At 68.5% G+C, this 20652-nt stretch carries 22 protein-coding genes; 12 read left to right on the forward strand and 10 right to left on the reverse strand.

The features are described from left to right. Positions 1-13 precede the first annotated feature (13 nt). Both V7060_RS00985 and V7060_RS00990 read left to right on the forward strand, forming a co-directional pair. A complete protein-coding gene (locus V7060_RS00985) occupies positions 14-1339 on the forward strand; it encodes an HD domain-containing phosphohydrolase (protein WP_334177402.1) in 1326 nt (441 codons plus the stop codon). Between the two features lie 99 nt (positions 1340-1438). After that, positions 1439-2443 carry a class I fructose-bisphosphate aldolase gene (locus V7060_RS00990; RefSeq protein ID WP_334177403.1) on the forward strand — a complete coding sequence of 335 codons (1005 nt, stop codon included), beginning with the start codon at positions 1439-1441 and terminating at the stop codon, positions 2441-2443. A 75-nt stretch (positions 2444-2518) separates the two neighbouring features. Here the strand turns inward: V7060_RS00990 and V7060_RS00995 are convergent, their stop codons facing one another. Further along, on the reverse strand, positions 2519-3130 hold the full coding sequence (locus V7060_RS00995; protein ID WP_334177404.1) for a DUF6498-containing protein: 612 nt from the start codon (positions 3128-3130) through the stop codon (positions 2519-2521). Between the two features lie 117 nt (positions 3131-3247). Between V7060_RS00995 and V7060_RS01000 the strand changes: the two genes are divergently transcribed. The 4 genes from V7060_RS01000 (at position 3248) to V7060_RS01015 (ending at position 6905) form a co-directional block, all read left to right on the forward strand. Further along, entirely contained in the window at positions 3248-3721 is a 474-nt protein-coding gene (locus V7060_RS01000) for a MarR family transcriptional regulator (protein WP_334177405.1), read from the forward strand. Between the two features lie 8 nt (positions 3722-3729). Continuing rightward, entirely contained in the window at positions 3730-4821 is a 1092-nt protein-coding gene (locus V7060_RS01005; RefSeq protein ID WP_334177406.1) for an HlyD family secretion protein, read from the forward strand. A 139-nt stretch (positions 4822-4960) separates the two neighbouring features. After that, positions 4961-6517, forward strand: a complete 1557-nt coding sequence (locus tag V7060_RS01010; RefSeq protein ID WP_334177407.1) for a DHA2 family efflux MFS transporter permease subunit — start codon at positions 4961-4963, stop codon at positions 6515-6517. Position 6518: 1 nt separating this feature from the next. Continuing rightward, positions 6519-6905, forward strand: a complete 387-nt coding sequence (locus tag V7060_RS01015) for a VOC family protein (RefSeq protein WP_334177408.1) — start codon at positions 6519-6521, stop codon at positions 6903-6905. Positions 6906-6945: 40 nt separating this feature from the next. On the opposite strand, the gene V7060_RS01020 is transcribed toward V7060_RS01015, so the two are convergent. Next, the gene (locus V7060_RS01020; protein ID WP_334177409.1) at positions 6946-7731 is read right to left on the reverse strand and encodes an AraC family transcriptional regulator; all 786 of its coding nucleotides are present in this window, start codon (positions 7729-7731) and stop codon (positions 6946-6948) included. 114 nt (positions 7732-7845) lie between these two features. On the opposite strand from V7060_RS01020, the gene V7060_RS01025 reads away from it, so the two are divergent. Then, entirely contained in the window at positions 7846-8325 is a 480-nt protein-coding gene (locus V7060_RS01025) for a DUF6265 family protein (protein ID WP_334177410.1), read from the forward strand. A gap of 6 nt (positions 8326-8331) precedes the next feature. On the opposite strand, the gene cysK is transcribed toward V7060_RS01025, so the two are convergent. Both cysK and cysG read right to left on the reverse strand, forming a co-directional pair. Further along, on the reverse strand, positions 8332-9306 hold the full coding sequence (cysK, locus tag V7060_RS01030; protein ID WP_334177411.1) for a cysteine synthase A: 975 nt from the start codon (positions 9304-9306) through the stop codon (positions 8332-8334). A gap of 25 nt (positions 9307-9331) precedes the next feature. After that, complete coding sequence (gene cysG / locus V7060_RS01035; protein ID WP_334177412.1) at positions 9332-10783, reverse strand: siroheme synthase CysG; 1452 nt, start codon at positions 10781-10783, stop codon at positions 9332-9334. Between the two features lie 175 nt (positions 10784-10958). On the opposite strand from cysG, the gene V7060_RS01040 reads away from it, so the two are divergent. From V7060_RS01040 to V7060_RS01060, 5 genes are all read left to right on the forward strand, one after another. Continuing rightward, positions 10959-11942, forward strand: a complete 984-nt coding sequence (locus tag V7060_RS01040; RefSeq protein ID WP_334177413.1) for a LysR family transcriptional regulator — start codon at positions 10959-10961, stop codon at positions 11940-11942. Between the two features lie 77 nt (positions 11943-12019). Then, a complete protein-coding gene (locus tag V7060_RS01045) occupies positions 12020-12367 on the forward strand; it encodes a hypothetical protein (RefSeq protein WP_334177414.1) in 348 nt (115 codons plus the stop codon). Next, positions 12364-12747, forward strand: coding sequence for a DUF2809 domain-containing protein (locus tag V7060_RS01050; RefSeq protein ID WP_334177415.1), 384 nt, complete (start codon positions 12364-12366; stop codon positions 12745-12747). Before V7060_RS01045 ends, V7060_RS01050 begins: the two co-directional genes overlap by 4 nt. Before the next feature lie 111 nt (positions 12748-12858). Beyond that, positions 12859-13116, forward strand: coding sequence for a type II toxin-antitoxin system Phd/YefM family antitoxin (locus tag V7060_RS01055; RefSeq protein WP_162336801.1), 258 nt, complete (start codon positions 12859-12861; stop codon positions 13114-13116). After that, on the forward strand, positions 13104-13424 hold the full coding sequence (locus V7060_RS01060) for a type II toxin-antitoxin system RelE/ParE family toxin (RefSeq protein ID WP_334177416.1): 321 nt from the start codon (positions 13104-13106) through the stop codon (positions 13422-13424). The genes V7060_RS01055 and V7060_RS01060 overlap by 13 nt, the downstream gene beginning before the upstream one ends. Positions 13425-13430: 6 nt before the next feature. On the opposite strand, the gene V7060_RS01065 is transcribed toward V7060_RS01060, so the two are convergent. From V7060_RS01065 to V7060_RS01090, 6 genes are all read right to left on the reverse strand, one after another. Further along, on the reverse strand, positions 13431-13799 hold the full coding sequence (locus tag V7060_RS01065; protein ID WP_334177417.1) for a hypothetical protein: 369 nt from the start codon (positions 13797-13799) through the stop codon (positions 13431-13433). A gap of 115 nt (positions 13800-13914) precedes the next feature. Next, positions 13915-14685 (reverse strand): LytTR family DNA-binding domain-containing protein, encoded by a 771-nt coding sequence (locus tag V7060_RS01070; protein ID WP_334177418.1) that lies wholly within the window; start codon positions 14683-14685, stop codon positions 13915-13917. Beyond that, entirely contained in the window at positions 14682-15944 is a 1263-nt protein-coding gene (locus V7060_RS01075) for a histidine kinase (RefSeq protein ID WP_334177656.1), read from the reverse strand. The genes V7060_RS01070 and V7060_RS01075 overlap by 4 nt, the downstream gene beginning before the upstream one ends. 145 nt (positions 15945-16089) lie before the next feature. Next, positions 16090-16803 carry a phosphoadenylyl-sulfate reductase gene (locus tag V7060_RS01080; RefSeq protein WP_334177419.1) on the reverse strand — a complete coding sequence of 238 codons (714 nt, stop codon included), beginning with the start codon at positions 16801-16803 and terminating at the stop codon, positions 16090-16092. Then, positions 16800-18503 (reverse strand): assimilatory sulfite reductase (NADPH) hemoprotein subunit, encoded by a 1704-nt coding sequence (gene cysI, locus V7060_RS01085; protein ID WP_334177420.1) that lies wholly within the window; start codon positions 18501-18503, stop codon positions 16800-16802. The genes V7060_RS01080 and cysI overlap by 4 nt, the downstream gene beginning before the upstream one ends. A 187-nt stretch (positions 18504-18690) precedes the next feature. Further along, a complete protein-coding gene (locus V7060_RS01090) occupies positions 18691-20556 on the reverse strand; it encodes an assimilatory sulfite reductase (NADPH) flavoprotein subunit (protein ID WP_334177421.1) in 1866 nt (621 codons plus the stop codon). Positions 20557-20652 lie beyond the last annotated feature (96 nt).

The raw sequence follows: 20652 nt of genomic DNA on the forward strand, positions 1-20652 counted from the left end.
AGGCGGTGTCGGCATGGATTGGGAACTCGATGAGGGATCGATCGACGTCGTCGCCGGCGTAGGTCTGCCCACGCGTCCCAACGTGCATTGCGTGGACCACCTGCTGCAGGCCGCCGGTCCCGGCGACCTGGTGGCCAGCCGTGACATCCGCGACCGCAACGGCCTGTTGTTGTGGGCGAAGAACCGCCCCATCACACCGGACATCCGCGAGCGCCTGCTCGCCAAGCGGTTGCTGGAGCCGCTGGAAGTGTCGCTGACCTACCGTCACTCGCTCGCGCCGGCCGATCTGGGTCGCGTCGCCCGCGAACTGATGGACGACGAACGTGCGCTGGCCACGCTGCTGGGTGAAGACAGCGGGCGGGTCCTGGCCGCGCTCCAGCATCTGCGCCTGCATGGAGGGCCTGGCGTGCTGATGACCGCCACGGCGCGCAACCGCCCAGCGTCGTTGAGGCACTCGGTCGGGGTGGCAATGATCGCGGTATGGCTTGCGTTGCGGCTGGGTTGCAGCGACAGCATCGTCGCCGATGCGGCGGAAGCGGGTCTGATGCACGACATCGGCGAGAACTATCTGGACCCGGTCCTGCTGTCGCAGCCGCACCAGTTGGATTCCACCCAATGGCGGGCCATCTGCGTGCATCCGATCATCGGCAGCGCGCTGCTGCGGGAGGCCGGCACCTATCCCGAGCGCGTGGCCAGGGCCGTGCAGGAGCACCACGAACGCATCGACGGTTCTGGTTATCCCGCGGCCACGCGGGACATCTCCCCGCTGGGCCGAATCCTGCTATCGGCGGAAGTGGTGGCCGCGCTGCTTTCTTCGGCAGAGAACCCGTTGGCAAGGGTGGCGATCGCGCTGCGGATGATTCCGGGCCAGTTTCCCAAGGAGGTGATCGACGCCGTCAGTACGGGTGTTCGTGACCGCATGGTGGCGCCGTTGCTGCTGCCGGATGCCGCCCCACTGCAGGATCAGATTACGCAGGTCCTGACGGCACTGGGGCAGGCACGGCAGGCGCTGACGGCACTGCGCGAGCGTGAGGCCGCCACCGCCGGGGAACGGGACCTCGCGACCCACCTCTCGGGGCTGGTCGCCCGGTTCACGATGGCGATGAGTGCGTCAGGCGCGCCGGAATCGGTGGACTCCCGACTCCTGCTGGAGGACCCTGCCATCGCGCTCGAACTGTGCCAAGTGATGCGGGAGATGTCGTGGCAGCTGCCCGGGCTGCATCGCCACGCCGAACTGCTGGTGCACCAGCGTGCCGGGGACGTGGCCGCCTGGGAGCCGCTGCTGCATGCATTGGATCTGCGCATCTCGGTCAACTGCACGGCCTGCCTGGCGGCCTGAACGTGCCGCGCCATGGCCGGCGCGGGCGCAGGCCTGATCGGCCGGGCCGGCGAGGTGGGATATGATTGGTATCTTTCCCGCCGCTTCCCCAGGAACCCCATGAGCATCGAACAGCTTGCCGAAACCGCCCAGGCCATGGTGGCCGCAGGCAAGGGCATCATCGCGATCGACGAGTCCACCACCACCATCGCCAAGCGGTTCCAGGGCGTGGGCATCGAGAACACGGAAGAGAACCGTCGCGCCTACCGCGAGTTGCTGCTCACCACGCCGAAGCTGTCCGATTACATCTCCGGCGCCATCCTGTTCGACGAAACCCTGCGCCAGTCCACCAGGGACGGCGTGCCGTTCGCCAAGTACATGGCCGACCACGGCATCATCCCCGGCATCAAGGTCGACAAGGGCACGCATGCACTGGCCGGCTGCCCGGGCGAGGTGGTCACCGAGGGCCTCGATGGCCTGCGCGACCGCCTGAAGGAGTACTACAAGCTGGGTGCGCGCTTCGCCAAGTGGCGTGCGGTCATCACCATCGGCGAGGACATCCCCTCCGGTACCTGCATCGAGGCGAATGCGCACGCGCTGGCCCGCTATGCCGCGCTGTGCCAGGAATGCGGCCTGGTGCCGATGGTCGAGCCGGAAGTGCTGATGGATGGCGACCACAACATCGAGGTCTGCTACGAAGTCACCGAAGCCGTGCTGCGCTCGCTGTTCGGTGCGCTGTACGAGCAGAACGTGCTGCTGGAAGGCACCATCCTGAAGGCCTCGATGGTCATCGCCGGCAAGGACTGCGACGAGCAGGCCGACGTCGACGAAGTGGCCGAGTCCACCGTGATGTGCCTGAAGAGCACGGTGCCGGCGATCCTGCCGGGCGTGGTGTTCCTGTCCGGCGGCCAGACCGACGAGCAGTCCACCGCGCACCTCAATGCGATGAACCAGCTCGGCAGCCTGCCGTGGCCGCTGAGCTTCTCCTACGGCCGCGCCATGCAGTCCGCCGCGCTGAAGCTGTGGTCGCAGGACCTGACGGGCAACTTCGCCAAGGCGCAGGCCGTGGTGTACGAGCGCGCCAAGGAAAACGGCCTGGCCGCGCAGGGCAAGTGGGAAGGCTGAGCATCCGCCCGATGGCGGCCTGATCGGCCGCCGTCTCCGTCAGGAGAACGCCGGCGCATGCCGGCGTTTTCTGTTTCAGGCACTGCCGCGCACCCGTGCGGCGGCATCCTCCGCCATGCGCCGGTCGGCGTAGTCCATCGTCAGGTCGGACGCGGTCTTCAGTGCGGTGAAGCACAGCGTCATCAGCATGCCGCTGCCCAGTGCCGCGCTGGCCAGGATGATCAGGTGCATGGGAATGACGCGCAGGTAGGGCAGGAACATCAGCGCGCCCAGGCTGGGCTTGCCGGCCAGGTCGGCGGCGTGCTGCACGGCGTAGGTCTGTCGCTGCGAGTAGACGAAGGACAGCCCGCAGAACGTCAGCAGGGCGATGTCGCGCGGGTTCGCCACCGTGTGGTGCACGCACAGGACCATGAAGTAGATGGCGTGGAAGAAGCCGTAGTGGAGCGAGAAGAAGGTCGCCGTCGAACGCTTGCCGGCTTCGTCCTCGCTCACCCGCTTGCCGCCGGACGTGAACCCTTCGGTGGTGAAGTCGCGCAGCGCCAGCATCCGTTTGCGGGCGTACCAGCCGATCACCACGCTCTGGATCCAGTAGGGCCAGACCAGCCAGCCCGTCTCCCAGTCGAAGACCAGCGCCAGCAGCAGCGTAAGTGCATTCGAGGCCAGCAGGGCGAGGACGGCGGGGCGCATCGGTTCAGGATACGGCAGCCGCTTTCCTTCCAGAACAGCAGGTTGCCCGGACTGGAAGCTGAACAGAAATTTCAATCCTTGAATATTACTGCCTAGGCATCTATATCATAGGCATCCATGAAGACACCTGCCGGCCAAAGCACCATCGGTTACCTGATCGCCGACCTCAGCCGGTTGTTCGGCCGTGTGTTCGACCGTCGCGCCGCGCACCTGGGCCTGACTCGCGTGCAGTGGCGCGCGCTGAAGCGCATCCATCAGAGCGAGGGCATCACCCAGTCCGAACTGGCCGATCTGCTCGACATGGAGCCGATCGCCGTCGGGCGCGTGATCGACCGCCTGCAGAAGGCGGGCTTCGTCGAACGCCGCAGCGACCCGGACGACCGCCGCGTGTGGCGCCTGCACCTGCTGCCGCAATCCGATGCGGTGATGCACGACATCGAGGCGGTGGCCACGTCGGTCCGCGAGGACTGCCTGGCCGGCATCGATGCGGAGGACCTGGCGACGGCGCTGAAGGTGCTTGGCCAGATCCGCGAAAACCTCTCCCTGCTCGACCGCGCCAGCCGCGGCGAGTCCTCTCTCCGCAAGAGCTGACTCCCACCATGACCAGCAAGATCAACGAGGCCGGCGAGAACGCGGCCAAGCCCTCCGCTCCCAAGCGTCGCCGTGTGCCCGTGTGGCTGTGGATCGCCGGCCCGCTCGCCGTCGCCGGCTTCTTCGGCTGGGAGTACGTCACCTCCAGCCGCGAAGTCAGCACCGACAATGCGTACATCAAGGCCGAGCGCATCCTGATCGCGCCGCAGGTCGGCGGGCGCGTGGTCGAGGTCGCCGTGCAGCAGAACCAGCCGGTGAAGCAGGGCGACCTGCTGTTCCGCATCGACGCGGATCCGCTGACGATCGCGGTGACGCAGAACGAAGCGCTGGTCGCGCGCATGGCGAACTCCGCCAGCGCCAGCCGCGCCAAGGTGATCGGCACCGGTACCTCGATCCAGGCCGCGCGCGAAACGCTGGCGTGGGCGCAGCGCGATTTCCAGCGCATGCAGCAGCTCGCCGGCCAGCAGCTGGTCTCGCGCAAGATGCTGGACGACGCGCGCCATGCCGTCGCCGAGGCGCGCACCGACCTGGCCGACGCCATCGCCACGCAGTCCGAAGCCACCGCCTCGCTGAGCGGCAGCCCGGGTACGCCGACCCAGGACCTGCCGGAGTACCGCGCTGCGATGGCGATGCTGGCCAAGGCGAAGCTGGACCTGGCGCATGCCGAAGTGCGTGCGCCGGTCGACGGCATCGTCGGCCTGCACGACCTGCAGGTGGGCGAATACATCAACGTCGGCCAGACCGCGATGCCGCTGGTCGCCACGTCGCCGATCTGGGTGGAAGCGAACTTCAAGGAAACCGAGCTGACGAAGATGCAGGTCGGCCAGGCCGCGACGATCGAGGTCGACTCGTATCCCGGCGTGAAGTGGAAGGCGCACGTCGCCTCCATCGCGCCGGCTTCGGGCGCCGAGTTCAGCGTGCTGCCGCCGCAGAACGCCACCGGCAACTGGGTGAAGATCGTGCAGCGCATCCCCGTGCGTCTCGAAATCGACGACGTTGCCGCGGACGCGCCGCAACTGCGCGCCGGCATGAGCGCCGACGTGCATGTCGACCTGCGCGACGGCGGCACCGCCTCCAGCCGCGCCACCGCCGCGCGCTGAGGTCCCTTTCCATGTCATCCCGGGCGTGCGCGGAAGCGGGCGAGGGCACTGTGGTGGGGCCCGGCCCCGCTGACGCCGCGCCCCGGGTGACCTCTGGATCGCCGCACGCCACGTGCGCCGGTCCATTCCGGAATTTCCCATGAGCACACCCGCCGTATCCGCCGCTCCCGCACAGGAAGACACCGGCAAGCGCACGCTGCTGGTCGGCTCGGTGATGCTGGCCACGCTGATGCAGGCGCTGGACACCACCATCGCCAACGTCGCGCTGCCCGACATGCAGGGCTCGCTGTCGGCCACCCAGGACCAGGTGTCGTGGGTGCTCACCAGCTACATCGTCGCCGCCGCGATCCTGACGCCGGTCACCGGCTGGCTGGCCGGACGCCTCGGGCGCCGCCGCCTGCTCATCATCGCGGTCAGCGGCTTCACCGTGGCCTCGCTGCTGTGCGGCATCGCCACCGGCATCGGCGAGATGGTGATGTTCCGCATCCTGCAGGGCGTATTCGGTGCCTCGCTGGTGCCGATCTCGCAGTCGCTGCTGCTCGATGCGTTCCCGAAAGAGAAGCATGGCGCGGCGATGGCGATGTGGGGCATGGGCATCATGGTCGGCCCCATCCTCGGCCCGCCGCTCGGCGGCTTCCTTACCCAGAACTACAGCTGGCACTGGGTGTTCCTGATCAACCTGCCGATCGGCATCCTGGCGCTGCTCGGCATCATGGCGAGCGTCAAGAAGGACGTGCCGCACCAGCGCCCGCTCGACGGCGTCGGCCTCGCGCTGCTGGCGCTCGGCATCGGCGCGCTGCAGCTGTTCCTCGACCGCGGGCAGAGCGAGGACTGGTTCGGCAGCGTCGAGATCCAGATCGAAGCCGCGCTCGCCTTCCTCGCGCTGTACATGTACGGCCTGTGGTGGTGGCGCCGGCGCGACCACGCGCTGCTCGACCTGGGACTGCTGAAGAACGCGAACTTCGCCGTCGGTTGCGCGCTGATCTTCGTCGTCGGCATCGTGCTGTTCGCCACGCTGGCGCTGCTGCCGCCGTACCTCAGCACGCTGATGAACTACCCGGTGCTGACCATCGGCCTGGTGCTCGCGCCGCGCGGCGTCGGCACGATGTTCAGCATGATGATCGTCGGCCGCCTGCTGGGCCGCATCGACGCGCGCTGGCCGATCCTGGTCGGCATGGGGCTGATGGTGTTCTCGCTGCATGGCATGACCCAGTTCGGCCCGAATGCGTCGATGGAATCCATCGTCTGGCTGGGCGTCGTGCAGGGCATGGGCCTGGGTCTGGTGTTCGTGCCCATTTCCACCGTCGCCTACGCCACGCTGGAACCGCATCAGCGCACCGAAGCTGCAGGCCTCTTCAGCCTGGTGCGCAACATCGGTTCGTCGGTCGGCATCTCGGTGGTGATGACGATGCTGTCGCGCGCGCTGCAGGTGAACCACGCCGAGATCGGTGCGCGCATCCCGGCCTTCGGTGCGGAAACGACACTGCTGCCCGCCGCGATGGATCCGTCCACCGCCACCGGACTGGCCCTGCTCAACGCTGAGGTCAACCGGCAGGCGGCGGCCATCGGCTACCTCAACGACTTCAAGCTGATGATGCTGCTCACCCTGGCCTCGATGCCGCTGGTGCTGCTGATGCGCGGCGGCAAGGCGCCTTCCGGTGGCAACGCCGGTGCGGACGCGGCGGCGGCGCACTGACATGCGCATCGCCGGCCTGCATCACGTCGCGATCATCGCGTCGGACCATGCGCGATCGAAGCGCTTCTACACCGAGGTGCTGGGTCTGCGCGTGGTCGCCGAGCATTACCGCGCCGAACGCGACTCCTGGAAGCTCGATCTCGCGCTGCCGGACGGCACGCAGGTCGAGTTGTTCTCGTTCCCGTCTCCGCCTCCACGCGTGTCGCGGCCCGAGGCGTGCGGCCTGCGCCACCTGGCGCTGCGTGTCGCGGATCTCGACGAGGCCGTGGCCCATCTGGACGCCCACGGCGTCCCCACCCAGCCGGTCCGCGTGGACGAGTACACCGGTCGCCGCTTCACCTTCTTCGCCGACCCGGACGATCTGCCACTCGAACTCTACGAAGGGTAGGGCGGTCCCGTGCTGACGCGGCCTGGCGTGGAGGTCGACGTCACGGCATGACGGCACTTCCGTGCCGGGCGTCTTCGATCACGTCGCGCGGTCGAACGCCCGCCAGGGCAACCAGTTCGCGCGTCAGGTGGGCCTGGTCTGCATAGCCCAGGGCGTGCGCGACATCGGCGGCGGATGCATGCTGTCGCGATAGCTGCTGCAGACTCTGCTGCATGCGACGTATCCGCAGGTAGGCCTTCACCCCCAGGCCGGTGCCGTGGAGAAAGCGGCGTTCCAGCGTGCGTGGGGAGACGAGAAGCTGTCGCGATAGTCCGGACACGCGTTGGCTGGGCGCGGACTCGACACAGTGCATCGCCTCCTGCACCAGAGGATCGACGCTACGGGCATTGCGGGCCAGCCTGCGCAGCAACGCGAGCATGGCGGCACAGGCGGCATCCACCGACTCGTGCGCATCGCCTGCCGTGAAGCGACGCAGGCGATGGTCGAGCTGCGCGAGTTCCAGTGGCTGCGCCAGCAACGCCGAGCCGCCCACGCGCAGCAGGGGCGCGACGGCGTGCGGATGGAAGCGCACGGCCAGCAGCGCCATCCCCCGGTCTGCATGAAGCTGCAATGGCGCGCTCAACTGGCCGAACAGGAATTCCCGGGGCTGCCGGACCCAGTCTTCGCCAGCGGCCATCGAAGGTGGCTGGCCGACGTGCACGATCCATTCGCAGCAGCCATCCGGGGCGATGGGTGGGCCGGGCTGTGCGTCCGCGTCGCCGTGCAGGGTCCAGATGCAGCGCACCCAGGGTCGCAGGTCGGCCGGCGTTTCGAGCAAGGCGAACATGGCGCGGAACTCTGCGCCGGTTGTCGCAAATCTTCAAGACGTCGCCCTCGTGCCGCGCCATCCTGTACAAGACGGTCGACCGGCCGTCGAATCCACACGTCGAGGATGCATCACATGGCACGAGGATGGAAAACGGGCGGTATCGCACTGGCGGTGCTGTGCCTGGCGGCACCGGTGCAGGCAGCGGAGCTCGACTGGCTGGCCGGCCATTGGTGCGGCCAGAGCGGCAAGACCTTCAGTGAGGAAACCTGGATGGCGCCGCGCGGCGGACTGCTGGTCGGCATGCATCGCGACACGCGCGACGGCAAGGCGGCGGGGTTCGAGTTCATGCGCATCGCGCACCAGGACGGGCGCTGGGTGCTGTCGGCACAGCCCGGTGGCGGCGCGGCCACCGCGTTTGCGGCCGATCTCGTGGAAGACGGGCGCGTCGTGTTCGCGAACCCCGCGCATGACTTCCCCAGGCGCGTGATCTATTCGCGCGCCGACGCCGACACGCTGAAGGCGCGCATCGACGACGGCCGCGACGACGGCCGCGACGACGGCCAGGCGATGGAATGGACGTGGCGGCGCGATTGCGTCGCGCCGCCGTCCTGAGTCCCGTTACGGCAGCGCGGCGTCGCCCAGCGACGACAGCCACTCGTCGTCCGAACCTTCGTTGACGCCTTCGAACAACGGCGTCGAGAAGTAACGCTCGCCGGTATCCGGCAGCATGGCCAGCAGGACGTCGCCGGGCTTGGCCTTCTGCGCGACCTGCAATGCGGCCGCGACGGTGGCGCCGGCGGAGATGCCGACGAAGATGCCTTCCTCTGCCGCGAGCCGGCGTGCCGTGGCGATGGCATCGACGTCGGTCACCGGCAGGATCTCGTCGGCCACGTCGCGGTTCAGCACGTCCGGCACGAAGTCCGGCGTCCAGCCCTGGATCTTGTGCGGTTGCCAATCCTTGCCCTGCAGCAGCGATGCGCCGGCGGGTTCGGAGGCGGTGATGCGTACTTCCGGGCGCGCGACCTTCAGCACTTCGCCCACGCCGGTGAGCGTGCCGCCGGTGCCCCAGCCGGTGACGAAATGGTCGAGGCGGTGGCCGGCGAAGTCGCGCAGGATTTCCGCCGCCGTCGTCTGCCGGTGGTAGGCCGGATTGGCGGGATTGGCGAACTGGCGGGCAAGGAACCAGCCGTGTTGCTTGGCCAGTTCCTCGGCCCTGCGCACCATGCCGCTGCCGCGTTCGGCGGCGGGCGTCAGGATGACCTTGGCGCCGTACGCGCGCATCAGCTTGCGGCGTTCGATCGAGAAGGTTTCTACCATCGTGGCGACGAACTTGTAGCCGCGTGCGGCGGCGACCATCGCCAGCGCCACGCCGGTGTTGCCGGAGGTCGCTTCGACGATGGTATCGCCCGGCTTCAGCAGGCCCTTCGCTTCAGCGTCGAGGATGATCGCCAGCGCCAGGCGATCCTTCACCGAACCGCCCGGGTTGAACGATTCGACCTTGGCGTAGAGCGTGACGTGTTCGGGTGCGATGCGGTGCAGTTTCACCACCGGGGTACGGCCGATGGTGTCGAGGATGCTGTCGTAGAGGGCCATGGGGTGTCCTTGTGGCGTCGGAAGGTCAGGCAGCCTGCAGTGTGGGCGCGGGCAGGTTGCGGGAATGTGTGTGGGCGGGTGCGCCAACCGGCGGTGCGCCGAACCAGTGCAGCGTGTCCGCGAGTGCGGCGACCTCGCCCAGGATCAGCAGGGCGGGCGAGCGTACCTGGTGGAAACGCGCGGTTTCGGGGAGATCGGCCAGGGTGCCGTTCACCACCCGCTGGTCGCGACGCGAGCCGTTTTCGATCAACGCGAAGGGCGTGGACGGCGCACGGCCATGGGCGACCAGTCGGTCGCGCAGGCCCTCCAGTCCGGCCACGCCCATGTACATGGCGAGCGTCTGCCGTTCCTGCGCCAGCGATGGCCAGTCGAGCGTGTCGAACGAATCCTTGCAGTGCGCCGTCACCAGTTTCACCGACTGCGCATGGTCGCGATGCGTCAGCGGAATGCCCGCATACGCGGCGCAGGCGACCGCAGCGGTGATGCCGGGCACCACCTCATAGGAAATGCCGTGGGCGCGCAGGATTTCCAGTTCTTCGCCGCCGCGGCCGAACACGAACGGATCGCCGCCCTTCAACCGCACCACGCGCTTGCCGGCACGCGCGTGCTCCAGCATCAGCGCATGGATGTCGTCCTGGCGCGTGCTGTGGCCCGTGGCCGACTTGCCGACTTCGATATAGGTCGCGTCGCGCCGGCCGAGGCGCAGCACGTCCTCGCTGACCAGGCGGTCGTGCAGGATCACGTCGGCCTCGTTCATCGCGCGCAACGCGTTGAGCGTCAGCAGGCCGGCGTCGCCCGGGCCGGCACCGACGATGGCGACCGAGCCATGCGCGGACGGTGCATGTCCATCCAGCATCGCCTGGAAATGCTGTTCGGCCTGCGTGTGCTGCTGTTGGCGGAACAGGCGCGGCAACGGACCCGACAGCAGTCTCTCGAAGAAGCGGCGTCGCTCGGCCGGCTGCGGAAACCGCTGGCGGATGTGCTGGCGCTTGCGGGTGAACAGTTCGGCCAGCGAGGCCCATGCATCGTCCAGCAGCGTTTCCAGCTGGCGGCGCAGGTGGCGCGCCAGCATCGGTGCGCCGCCGCCACTTGAAATCGCGATCTGCAGCGGGCCGCGTTCGACGATCGCGGGCACCTGGAACGTGGACAGCTCGGCGTCGTCAACGACATTGGCCAGCACATGGCGTGCTTCGGCAGCAGCGGCGACCGCGCGGTTGACCGCAGTATCGTCGGTGGCGGCGACCACCAGCCACGCGCCCGACAGCCACTGCGCATCGAAACGGCCGGGAATCCAGTCGATGCGGCCTTCTTCCCGCCAGCCTTGCAGGCGCGGGGTCAGCTCGGGGGCGCCGACCCGCGGCCGGGCGCCGGCACGCAGCAGGGCGTCGGTCTTGCGCTCCGCCACCGCGCCGCCGCCCACGATCAGTACCCGGCGGTCCCGCAGGTCGGCGAACAAGGGAAACAGCGGAGCGCTCACGGGCGTTGGCACAGGTCGGCTGGGCTGTTGACCGTACCGGCCGCTCATGGTGGTCGGAAATGACATCCCACGAAAACCATATGCCTTGCGGTTATAAGCGGGGCGGGCTACGGTCCGGGCAAATCCTCTACAGTCCAAGGCCCCCTCCCGGTGGGCCGCTGCGCCCTCCCCGCCGATGACGCTGACCCAACTCCGCTATCTGGTGGCGATCGCCGACGCCGACCTCAACATCACGCTGGCGGCGGCGCGGGTGCATGCCACCCAGCCCGGCCTGTCCAAGCAGCTGAAGCAACTGGAAGACGAACTGGGCTTCCTGCTGTTCGTGCGCAAGGGACGCAGCCTGGAGCAGGTGACGCCGGCCGGGCAGGAAGTGATCGACCGCGCCCGGCTGGTGCTGGCCGAAGCCAACAACATCCGCACCTACGCCGCCAACCAGCGCCGCGAGAGCCAGGGCCAACTGGTGCTGGTCACCACCCACACGCAGGCGCGCTTCGTGCTGCCACCGGCCATCGCGCAGATCAAGCGGGACTTCCCCCAGGTCAGCGTCCACCTGCAGCAGGCGCCGGAAAGCCAGGCGCTGGACCTGCTGACGCAGGGCGACGCCGACATGGCGGTGGTCAGCACGGCGGGCGACCAGCCGCAGGCGGGCATCGCCGTGCCGCTGTACCGCTGGCGGCGGCTGGTGCTGGTGCCGCGCGGCCACGCGCTGGAGCAGCTCGGGCGCGTGCCCGGCATGGCCGATCTGGCCGACCAGCCGCTGATCAGTTACGAATCCTCGACGCGCCCCGGTTCATCCCTGCAACGCGCCTTCGCCAAGGTCGGGCTGGAACCGAACATCGCGCTGACCGCGCTCGATGCCGACCTCATCAAGACCTATGTGCGTGCGGGACTCGGCGTGGGCCTGCTGGCGGAAATGGCGGTGAACGCATCCGACACCGACCTGCGTGGGTGGCCGGCGCCGGCGGAAGTGAAGGAATGCATCACCTGGGCCGTATTGCCGCGCGAGCGCGTGCTGCGGGACTACGCACTGGACCTGGTGCGTGCGCTGGCACCGCAGATCGACCGCCGCGACCTGCGCCGGGTGATCGACGGCAACCAGGATCCGGACTGGCCGGAACCGCCGACGTGGCAGTCGCTGACCCAGACGATCACCAGCTGAGGGCTTGCACGGCCGTGTGATTGACGCCGCATGCCTGTGCGGGCGAGTCTGCAGCCATCGCCTCCGCACGACGCCCGATGAACCGCATTTCCCGCATGGTCGCCCGCATGTATGCCCCGGCCGTCGTGCTCGCGGTGGGCGGTTTCGCCACGGCGGAAGTGGTGACCCGCACCGAGCGCGCGTTCGGCGACCTCACGCCGCAGCGGCTGGCCTCGCTGTCGTTCCTGCTGGCGATCCTGCTCGGCATGGCGTGGGCGCTGCATTCCAGTTGGCGGCTTTACCGCTGGGCGCGTGGGCGCGAACTGCGCTGTGCCTGCGGCGGCATGATGTCGCGCGTGCGCTACAACCGGCAGCGGCAGAAGTACCGCAAATGCCTGGCCTGCGGCAGCAAGCGCCTGGAGGGCGCGCATTGCGGCAGCGCATGAGGTGGCGGTTCGACCCCGCGGCGGCGGGGTGGGTGCTGGGCCTGTTCGCATCGCTCGTGCTGTTGGCGACGGTCGGCGCGGGTCTCGGCTGGATACGCAGTTTTGTCGGTGACGTGCTCGCCGTCGTCTGGGTGCATTGCCTGCTGGCCAGCGTCGTGTGGCTGCGTCCACCGATGCGGCCGCTGCTGGCGCTGCTCGTCGGACTGGTCGTCGAGGCGGCGCAGTACGTCAGCCAGCAGACGGGCTGGCAAGTGGCGTCGCCGGTGCTGCGCATCGTGCTGGGCAGCACGCCGGACTGGCTAGACGTGGTCGCCTACCTGATCGGCTTCGGGCTGGCCTGCGTGGTGGAACGTCGTTCCTTGGTCAACGCCGCACGTTGATGGGGGGAATGTAGTGGCGGTACCGCTCTTCAACTGCACTACGAAAGACGTCGAGTCCGCATCCGATGTTACTGCTTGCCGAACCCGCGAGTGATACTGTAGTGTCACTTCATGCGCACCGAACTCGTCACCACCCTCAAGCGGCAGGCCACTGATCTGTTGGCCGATATCGAGCGCGATCGGCAGCCCATCCTGATCACCCAGCATGGGTTGCCCAGCGCGTATCTCGTCGATGTGGAAACCTATGAGACGCTGCTGTCGCGCATGGCGATGCTGGAAGGCATTGCGCGTGGCGAGCAGGCTGTTGCCGAAGGCCGCACGGTCACCCACGATCAAGCCAAGGATCGGCTTGCCAGATGGTTGAGATAGTCTGGTCCGAGCCGGCGCTGGCCGATCTGGATGCTATTGCCGACTACATTGCGCTGGACAATCCGAATGCGGCCGCAGAGTTGGTGCGCCGTGTATTCGCGCATGTAGAGCATCTCGCTGCGCATCCGGACAGTGGCAGCCGGCCCGCCGAACTCAGGCGCGGGCGCTACCGGCAGGTGGTCGAGCCGCCGTGCCGCGTGCTTTACCGACACGAGCCGGGGCGGGTGCTGATCCTCCACGTCATGCGCAGCGAGCGCCTGCTGCGCCCTGGCATGTTGCAGCCACGCAAGCCTGCGAAGGGACGCTGAGCGGCGTCAGCCTCCACACGCCTGATCCGTATTGGCGTCCTTCGACACGCATTGCTGGAAGTCCCTCGGCAGGCCATGAATCTCGTGCGCCTTGCCTGGGGCCAGCACGAAGTCTTCCAGTGTCGTGCGTGCGCATGCGGCGGGATTCTCGCCCGGCGCGGGCGTCGGGCACTGTTCCGTGTAGACGCGGTAGTGGCACTGGCCGCTCTCGCTCGCGTAGCACTCGAACCGCGCCACGCCCTCCTTCAGCGTGCTCTTGCTGAAGAGCGTGTCCACGCCGTTCGCGCTGCTGTGGTGGATGGTGGTGACGCTGGGCTTTTCATCGCATCCTGCCAGGGCCAGCAGGCAGGACACCAGGGACGTGATGATGCGCATGGCGTTTCCTTGTCGGTGTTTTTCGAAGGGCAATGGCACGCCTGTCGCGGCGCGCTGGCGCCACGTCGGAGATGCCGGATTGGATGCCGCGCGGGGCGGCCTGGTTTAAGCGGGGCTACATGTTGCGGAACAACGTCATGAAGGGCTGGCTGACCGTCAGCACTTCCGGCCGCGTCTTCAGCTTCAGCCGGCCGCGGCCTGCGTCGTCGCGACTGACCGACGCGACCTGCTTCATGTTGACGATGGTGGAGCGGTGGATCTGCTTGAACGTGTTGGTGTCCAGCGCATCGAGCAGTTCGCGCAGCGGCGTGCGCAGCAGCGATTCGCCATCCGCCGTCATCACGGTGGTGTACTTGTTGTCGGCCTGGAAGTAGGCCACGTCGTCCACCATGATCAGTTTCGTGTCCTTGCCGGCGCTGGCGGTGATCCATGCCAGCGGCGGCTTGTCCGGCGCGCCCTGGCGCGCCGACAGGTGGCGCAACAGCGCATCGAGCGTGGCGCCGTCCGGGTGTCCGGCGGCGACGCGCGCCTGGATGCGCTGCACCGTGGCCAGCAACCGTTCGCGCGTGATCGGCTTCAGCAGGTAGTCGATCGCGCCGTGTTCGAAGGCGTCGATGGCGTACTGGTCGTAGGCGGTGACGAACACCACCTGCGTGCGCGGGCTGGCCTCGGCCAGGCCGCGCGCGACTTCGATGCCGGTCAGGCCGGGCATGCGGATGTCGAGGAAGGCCACGTCCGGCTGCAGTTCGGCGATGGATTCCAGCGCACTGGCGCCGTCCTCGCATTCGGCCACGATCTCCATCTGCGGCCAGGTCTCTTTCAGCAACGAAGAGAGCGCGGTACGCAGCAGCTCCTCGTCTTCGGCGATCACGCCACGGAAGTTCATGGGCGGACTCCCTGGACAGTCAGCGGAAGCGTCAGCGTGGCCGCCACGCCGCTGGGGAAGTTGGAGACGATGGCGAACGAGGCGTCGCCGCCGAAGGTCAGGCGCAGGCGTTCGCGCAGGTTCTTCAGGCCGATGCCGGTGCCGCTGCTCTGGCCGCCGAAGCCCTGACCATCGTCGGCGACGGTCAGTGTCGCGTGGTCGTCATGCCGGCGCGCCAGGATCCAGATGGTGCCGCCGCCGGTCTTCGGCTCAAGACCGTGCTTGATCGCGTTCTCGACCAGGGTCTGCAGCATCATCGACGGCATCGGTACCGACTTCAGCGTGTCGGGCACTTCGATCTGCAGCGACAGCCGGCTGCCCATGCGGATCTTCAGGATTTCCAGGTAGGCCAGCGTGCGGTCGAGTTCCTCGCCCAGCGTGGACAGGGCGTCGTCCGTGCGCGGCAGCGAGCTGCGCAGGTATTGGATCAGGTGGCCCAGCATCACGTCGGCGCGCGGCGGATCGGTGCGCGTCAGCACCTGCGCGCTGGCCAGCGTGTTGTAGAGGAAGTGCGGTTCGACCTGCGCGTTGAGCAGGTTCAGGCGCGCCACCGTCAGTTCCTTCTCGTTGACGGTCTGCACGACGTCGGCCTGTTCCTGCCGGCGCTGGTCGGCGACACGGCGGGTGATGGCGCGGGTCACCGCCTCGGCGTTCTCGACGTTGACGCCGTCGTCCAGTACGAACAGGTCCAGCCACGCGCTCGCATCCGGACCGACCATCAGGGTGATGCTGCTGGTGCCGTTGCCGGGCGTGACGGTGGCCTGCACCAGGTCACGCTTCACCGCGAAGCGCGCCATGATATTGAAGCGCGAGGGCTGGCTGGGGCCGTCGAAGCTGTCGACGCGGCGCACCTTGACGCGCACCTGCAGGCTGTCGGGCGCGCTTTCCGCCTCCTCGGCGCGAGGCAGTTCGCGCAGCGCGCCTTCGATCAGGGCGAAGGCGGCGGCGGTGTCCAGCGGCACTTCGATCTGCCGGCGCTGCCGGCTCGACAGCGCGGCGCTGTCCAGGCGCCCGGTGATCAGCCAGATGCGGCGCAGGTGGCTGATGGTGCCGATCAGCACCGAGGCCATCACCAGTGTCATCGCCAGGTTGAACAGCCAACTGGCGCCGCCGGCAACGATGGTCCGCTCGAAGAGGCCGTTCCACACCAGGCCCGCGATGAGCACCGCGCCGAACCAGGCGGCGAGGATGCGGATGATCAGGAGCAGGCTGGGGAACACGTCGGACACCACGGCTTGGGAGTGCCGTGGAGGATAGCCCGCTGGTCCGGAGAGGGAAGGGGGAGGGCGACGGAGCCAGCGATGCCGCGACGAAACCGGGGTGCGCGGGTGCGAACGGATCAGCCGGGCGCTCGCACCCGGTGGCTCAGACGTCGATGTGGATGCCGCACTCGCGCTTGAGGCCGTTGAAGCGCGTGTCTTCCTCGCGCATGCCGGGTTCCCAGCGGCGGGTGGTGTGGAAATCGCCGATCGACACGTAGCCCTGCTCCCACAGCGGGTGGTAGGGCAGGTCGTGCTGCTTCATGTACTGCCAGACGTCGCGGTCGGTCCAGTCGACGATCGGGTTGATCTTCCAGCGCTCCTCACGCTGCTGCAGCACCGGCGCATGGGCGCGGCTGGTGGCCTGCACGCGGCGCAGGCCGGTGAACCAGGTGCCGACGCCCAGTTCCCTGAGCGCGCGCTTCATCGGTTCCACCTTGCGCAGGCTGTTGTACTGCTCGATGCCGACCAGGCCCTGCTCCCACAGGCGGCCGTGGCGCGCTTCCATCCAGGCGCGACTGACCAGCGGGCGGAACACCTGCAGGTTGAGGCTCAGACGCTCGGTCAGCTCATCGGCGAAGCGGTAGGTTTCGGGAAACAGGTAGCCCGTGTCGATCAGCACCACCGGCACGTCCGGCTTCTGCTGCGTGACCATGTGCAGCAGCACCGCCGCCTGCGCGCCGAAGCTGGACGACATCGCCGCTTCGGCCGGGCCGTGCTTGAGCGCCCATGCGACGCGTTGTTCGGCCGTCTGTCGTTCCAGCGCCGTGTTGTGCTCCACGATCTGGTCCGTGTCGAGGGAGAGGGCGAGGGCGCTCATGCGTGCAGTTCCAGTGCGATCTGGCGATGGGTGGGGTAGGCAGGCAGGGCGACCACGCCGCTGCGGTGCAGGAAGTCGCCGAAGCCTTCGTCGTCGCTGCGTTCGGTGGCGTAGCGTGCGAACAGGCCGTCGAGCGCGGCGAGGATGGCGGCCTCGTCGATGTTCTCGCGGTACAGCGTGTTGAGCCGCTGGCCGCGGGCATCGCCGCCGAGCATCAGGTTGTAGCGGCCGGGCGCCTTGCCGACGAGCGCGATTTCGGCGAGGTACGGCCGCGAGCAGCCGTTCGGGCAGCCGGAGATGCGCAGCAGGATCGGCGCGTCGCGCAGGCCGTGCTTTTCCAGCAGCGGTTGCAGCCTGTCGGTGAAGTCGGGCAGGTAGCGTTCCGCTTCCGCCATCGCCAGGCCGCAGGTCGGCAGCGATACGCAGGCCACCGCCGCGCGCTGCAGGGCCGTACCCAGGCGCTGGCCATCGTCCAGTCCGTGTGCTTTCGCCAGTGCGTCGATGCGCTCGCGCTCGCCGGCCGGGACGCCGGCGATGACCAGGTTCTGGTTCGCCGTCATCCGGAACTCGCCCCGGTGCACGTTGGCGATCTCGCGAAGTCCCGTCAAATGCGTGGCCTGCGCGGTGTCGGCGATGCGGCCGGCGAACAGGTGCAGCGTCAGGTGCCAGCGGCCGTCCTCGCCCTCCACCCAGCCGTAGCGGTCGCCATTGTGCTCGAAGCGGAACGGGCGCACCGGCTGCAGCGTCACACCGCTGCGCTGCTGGATCTCCGCGACGACGGTGTCCAGGCCGTGGTCGTCGATCGTGTACTTGAAGCGCGCACGCTTGCGCTGCACGCGGTTGCCCAGGTCGCGCTGGGTGGTGACGACCGCCGTGGCCACGTCCAGCAACTGCCCGGGCGTGATGAAGCCGACCACGTTGCCGACGCGCGGATAGGTTTCCGCATCGCCATGGGTCGCGCCCATGCCACCGCCGATGACCAGGTTGAAGCCGGCCAGCGCGCCGTCTTCGAGCACGGCGATGAAGCCCAGGTCGTTGGCGAACACGTCCACGTCGTTCACCGGCGGCACGGCGAAGCCGATCTTGAACTTGCGCGGCAGGTAGGTGGCGCCGTAGATCGGCTCCACTTCCTCGCCGCTGCCGGCGACGCGCTCCTCGTCCAGCCAGATCTCGTAGTAGGCGCGCGTGTTCGGCAGCAGGTGTTCGGACAACTTCGCCGCCCACGCCTGCACCTCGGCATGCGCGCGCGATTCCAGCGGGTTGGCCGCGACCAGCACGTTGCGGTTGACGTCGCCGCAGGCGGCCAGCGTGTCGATCAGCGCGGCATTGATTGCCTGCATCGTCGCCTTCAGCTCGCGCTTGATGACGCCGTGGAACTGGAACGCCTGCCGCGTGGTGATGCGCAGCGAATGGTTGGCGTACTGCGTGGCGATGGCGTCCAGCTTCAGCCACTGTTCCGGCGTGACCACGCCGCCCGGCGTGCGCGTGCGGATCATGAACTGATAGGCCGGCTCCAGCTTCTGCCGGCGGCGCTCGTCGCGCAGGTCGCGGTCGTCCTGCTGGTAGCTGCCGTGGTACTTGATCAGCGTCTGGTCCGACTCGCGCAGCGCGCCGGTGACCGGATCGGCCAGGCTGTCGAGCAGGCCGCCGCGCAGGCGGTTGCTCTCGGATTTGATGTCTTCGACGGAATGGTTGGACATGGTGATGTGATGGCTTCGGGGTGTGCTCCCTCCTCCGCTTGCGGGGGAGGGTTGGGGTGGGGGCCAGGCCGAGGGGCTGTGTCTTCGTTCGGCTTCTGCGCTGCCCCCATCCGCCCTTCGGGCGCCCCGTATCGAGTACGGGGCAGGCTCTTCCCCCGCAGGCGGGGGAAGGGAGGAGGACGGGTCGTCAGTACACGTCGCGGCCGTAGCGCCCCTCCGTCTGCAGGTGCACCAGGTAGTCGCGCGCCGCCTCCTCATCCAGACCGCCGTGCTCGACGACGATGGCCTGGAGCGCCGCATGCACGTCCTTGCCCATCGCGATGGCGCCGCAGACGTACAGGTGCGCGCCGTTCTGCAGCCAGTCGTAGACGTCGCGGCCGCGCTCGCGCAGGCGGTCCTGCACGTAGATCTTGCGGGCCTGGTCGCGAGAGAACGCCAGGTCCAGGCGGTGCAGTTCGCCGTTGCGCAGCGCGTCCTGCCACTCGCTCTGGTAGAAGAAGCCGTGATTGAAGTGCGGCGCGCCGAAGAACAGCCAGTTGCGGCCGCGCGCGCCGGTTTCCGCGCGTTCCTGCACGAAGCCGCGGAACGGCGCAACGCCGGTGCCGGGACCGATCATCAGGATGTCGCGGCTGCCGTCGGCCGGCACGCGGAAGCGCTCGTTGGCCTCGATGTACACCGGCACCTGGTCGCCTTCCTCGCGTGCGGCGAGGAAGCCGCTGGCCGCGCCGCCATGCGCATGGCCGAAGGCGTCGTAGCCGAGGACGTCGACGGTCAGGTGGGCTTCCTCGCCCACGCGCTTGCGGCTGGAGGCGATCGAGTACAGGCGCGGCGCCAGCGGACGCAGCGCGGCGACCAGTTCCTGCGCATTCCAGCCCGCCGGCCAGCGACGCAGTACGTCGACCAGCTGGTGCGTGTTGAACAGCTGGGCCAGTGCGGTGTTCTGCGCGGGAGCGAGCAGTGCATTGAGATCGTCGGCCTGCGCATGCGCGGCATGCGTGGCCAGGAACGGGCGCGACAGCCGGGTCAGTTCACGGCGTGCAGCCAGCCATTCGCGCAAGGGCAGGGTGTCGCCACCCTCATTGACGGCGGCCTCGCCGTCCAGGCGCGCGGCCTCGAGCACGGCGTCGACCAGGGCGGCCGGATTGCGGTGGCGGATACCCAGCGCGTCACCGGGTTCGTAGTGCAGGCCGCTGCCCTCCAGCGACAGTTCGATGTGGCGCACGTCCTTGTCGGCGCTGCCGTGCTGGCCGAAGCGCGGACCCTTGAAGTCGCGGCCGCTGATGCGCTGGTTGAGCAGCAGCTCGGCGGGGAAGGGGTGTTCGTGCGACCACACGGCTGCCTGTCCGGGACGCAGCGGCGTGACGGTCGCCAGTGCCGTGGCGGTGGCTGGCGCCTTCAGCAGCTCGCGGGCCTGTGTCAGGGCCTGCTCGCGCCAGGGAGCGGCGACGGTGTCGATATCGAGGTCCGCCGCACCGGGCGGGATCAGGCGGGTCGCTCCCAGGTCGGTCAGGCGGGCATCCAGACGCTGGGAGATGCCGCAGAAATCCGCGTAGCTGGAATCGCCCAGCCCAAGCACCGCGTACTTCAGTTCCGGCAGCTTCGGCGCGCGCTTGCCGCTGATGAACTCGACCAGGCCGATGCTGTCGTCCGGCGGATCGCCTTCGCCCTGCGTGCTGATCACGACATAGAGCAGGCGCTCGCTGGCCAGTTCGCGCTGCGGGTAGGCATCGGCGCGCAGCAGGCGGACCGACAGGCCCGCCGCTTCGGCCTGCTGTGCCAGCGCCTCGGCGGCGCGGCGGGCGTTGCCGGTCTGGCTGCCGTAGACGATGGTCAGGCGTTGCGTGGCCTGGGCGCCGGTAGCAGGGGCGATCGCCTTCGGCGGTGCGGCGGCGGATGCCAGCTGCGGGGCGGACTGGGCCTGCGCCAGGCCGGCCGCATAACCCGACACCCACCACAGGCTGGCGCCGTCCAGGCCGGTCACTGCCTGGGCCAGCAGCGCCCGCCGTTCCTCCGCGAGGGGGATGGGGGCGAGGACAGGCTGGGTGGCGGACATTGGCGTGGCCCGTGGGCGCGATTGGGACGGCCGATGTTAGGAACCCGTTGCGCCGGGCTGAAAGGACGCATGGTTATGGGCTTATGTCGCCCGCTT

Source organism: Pseudoxanthomonas sp. (assembly GCF_036845285.1).
In the GTDB taxonomy this organism is placed as follows: Bacteria; Pseudomonadota; Gammaproteobacteria; order Xanthomonadales; family Xanthomonadaceae; genus Pseudoxanthomonas_A.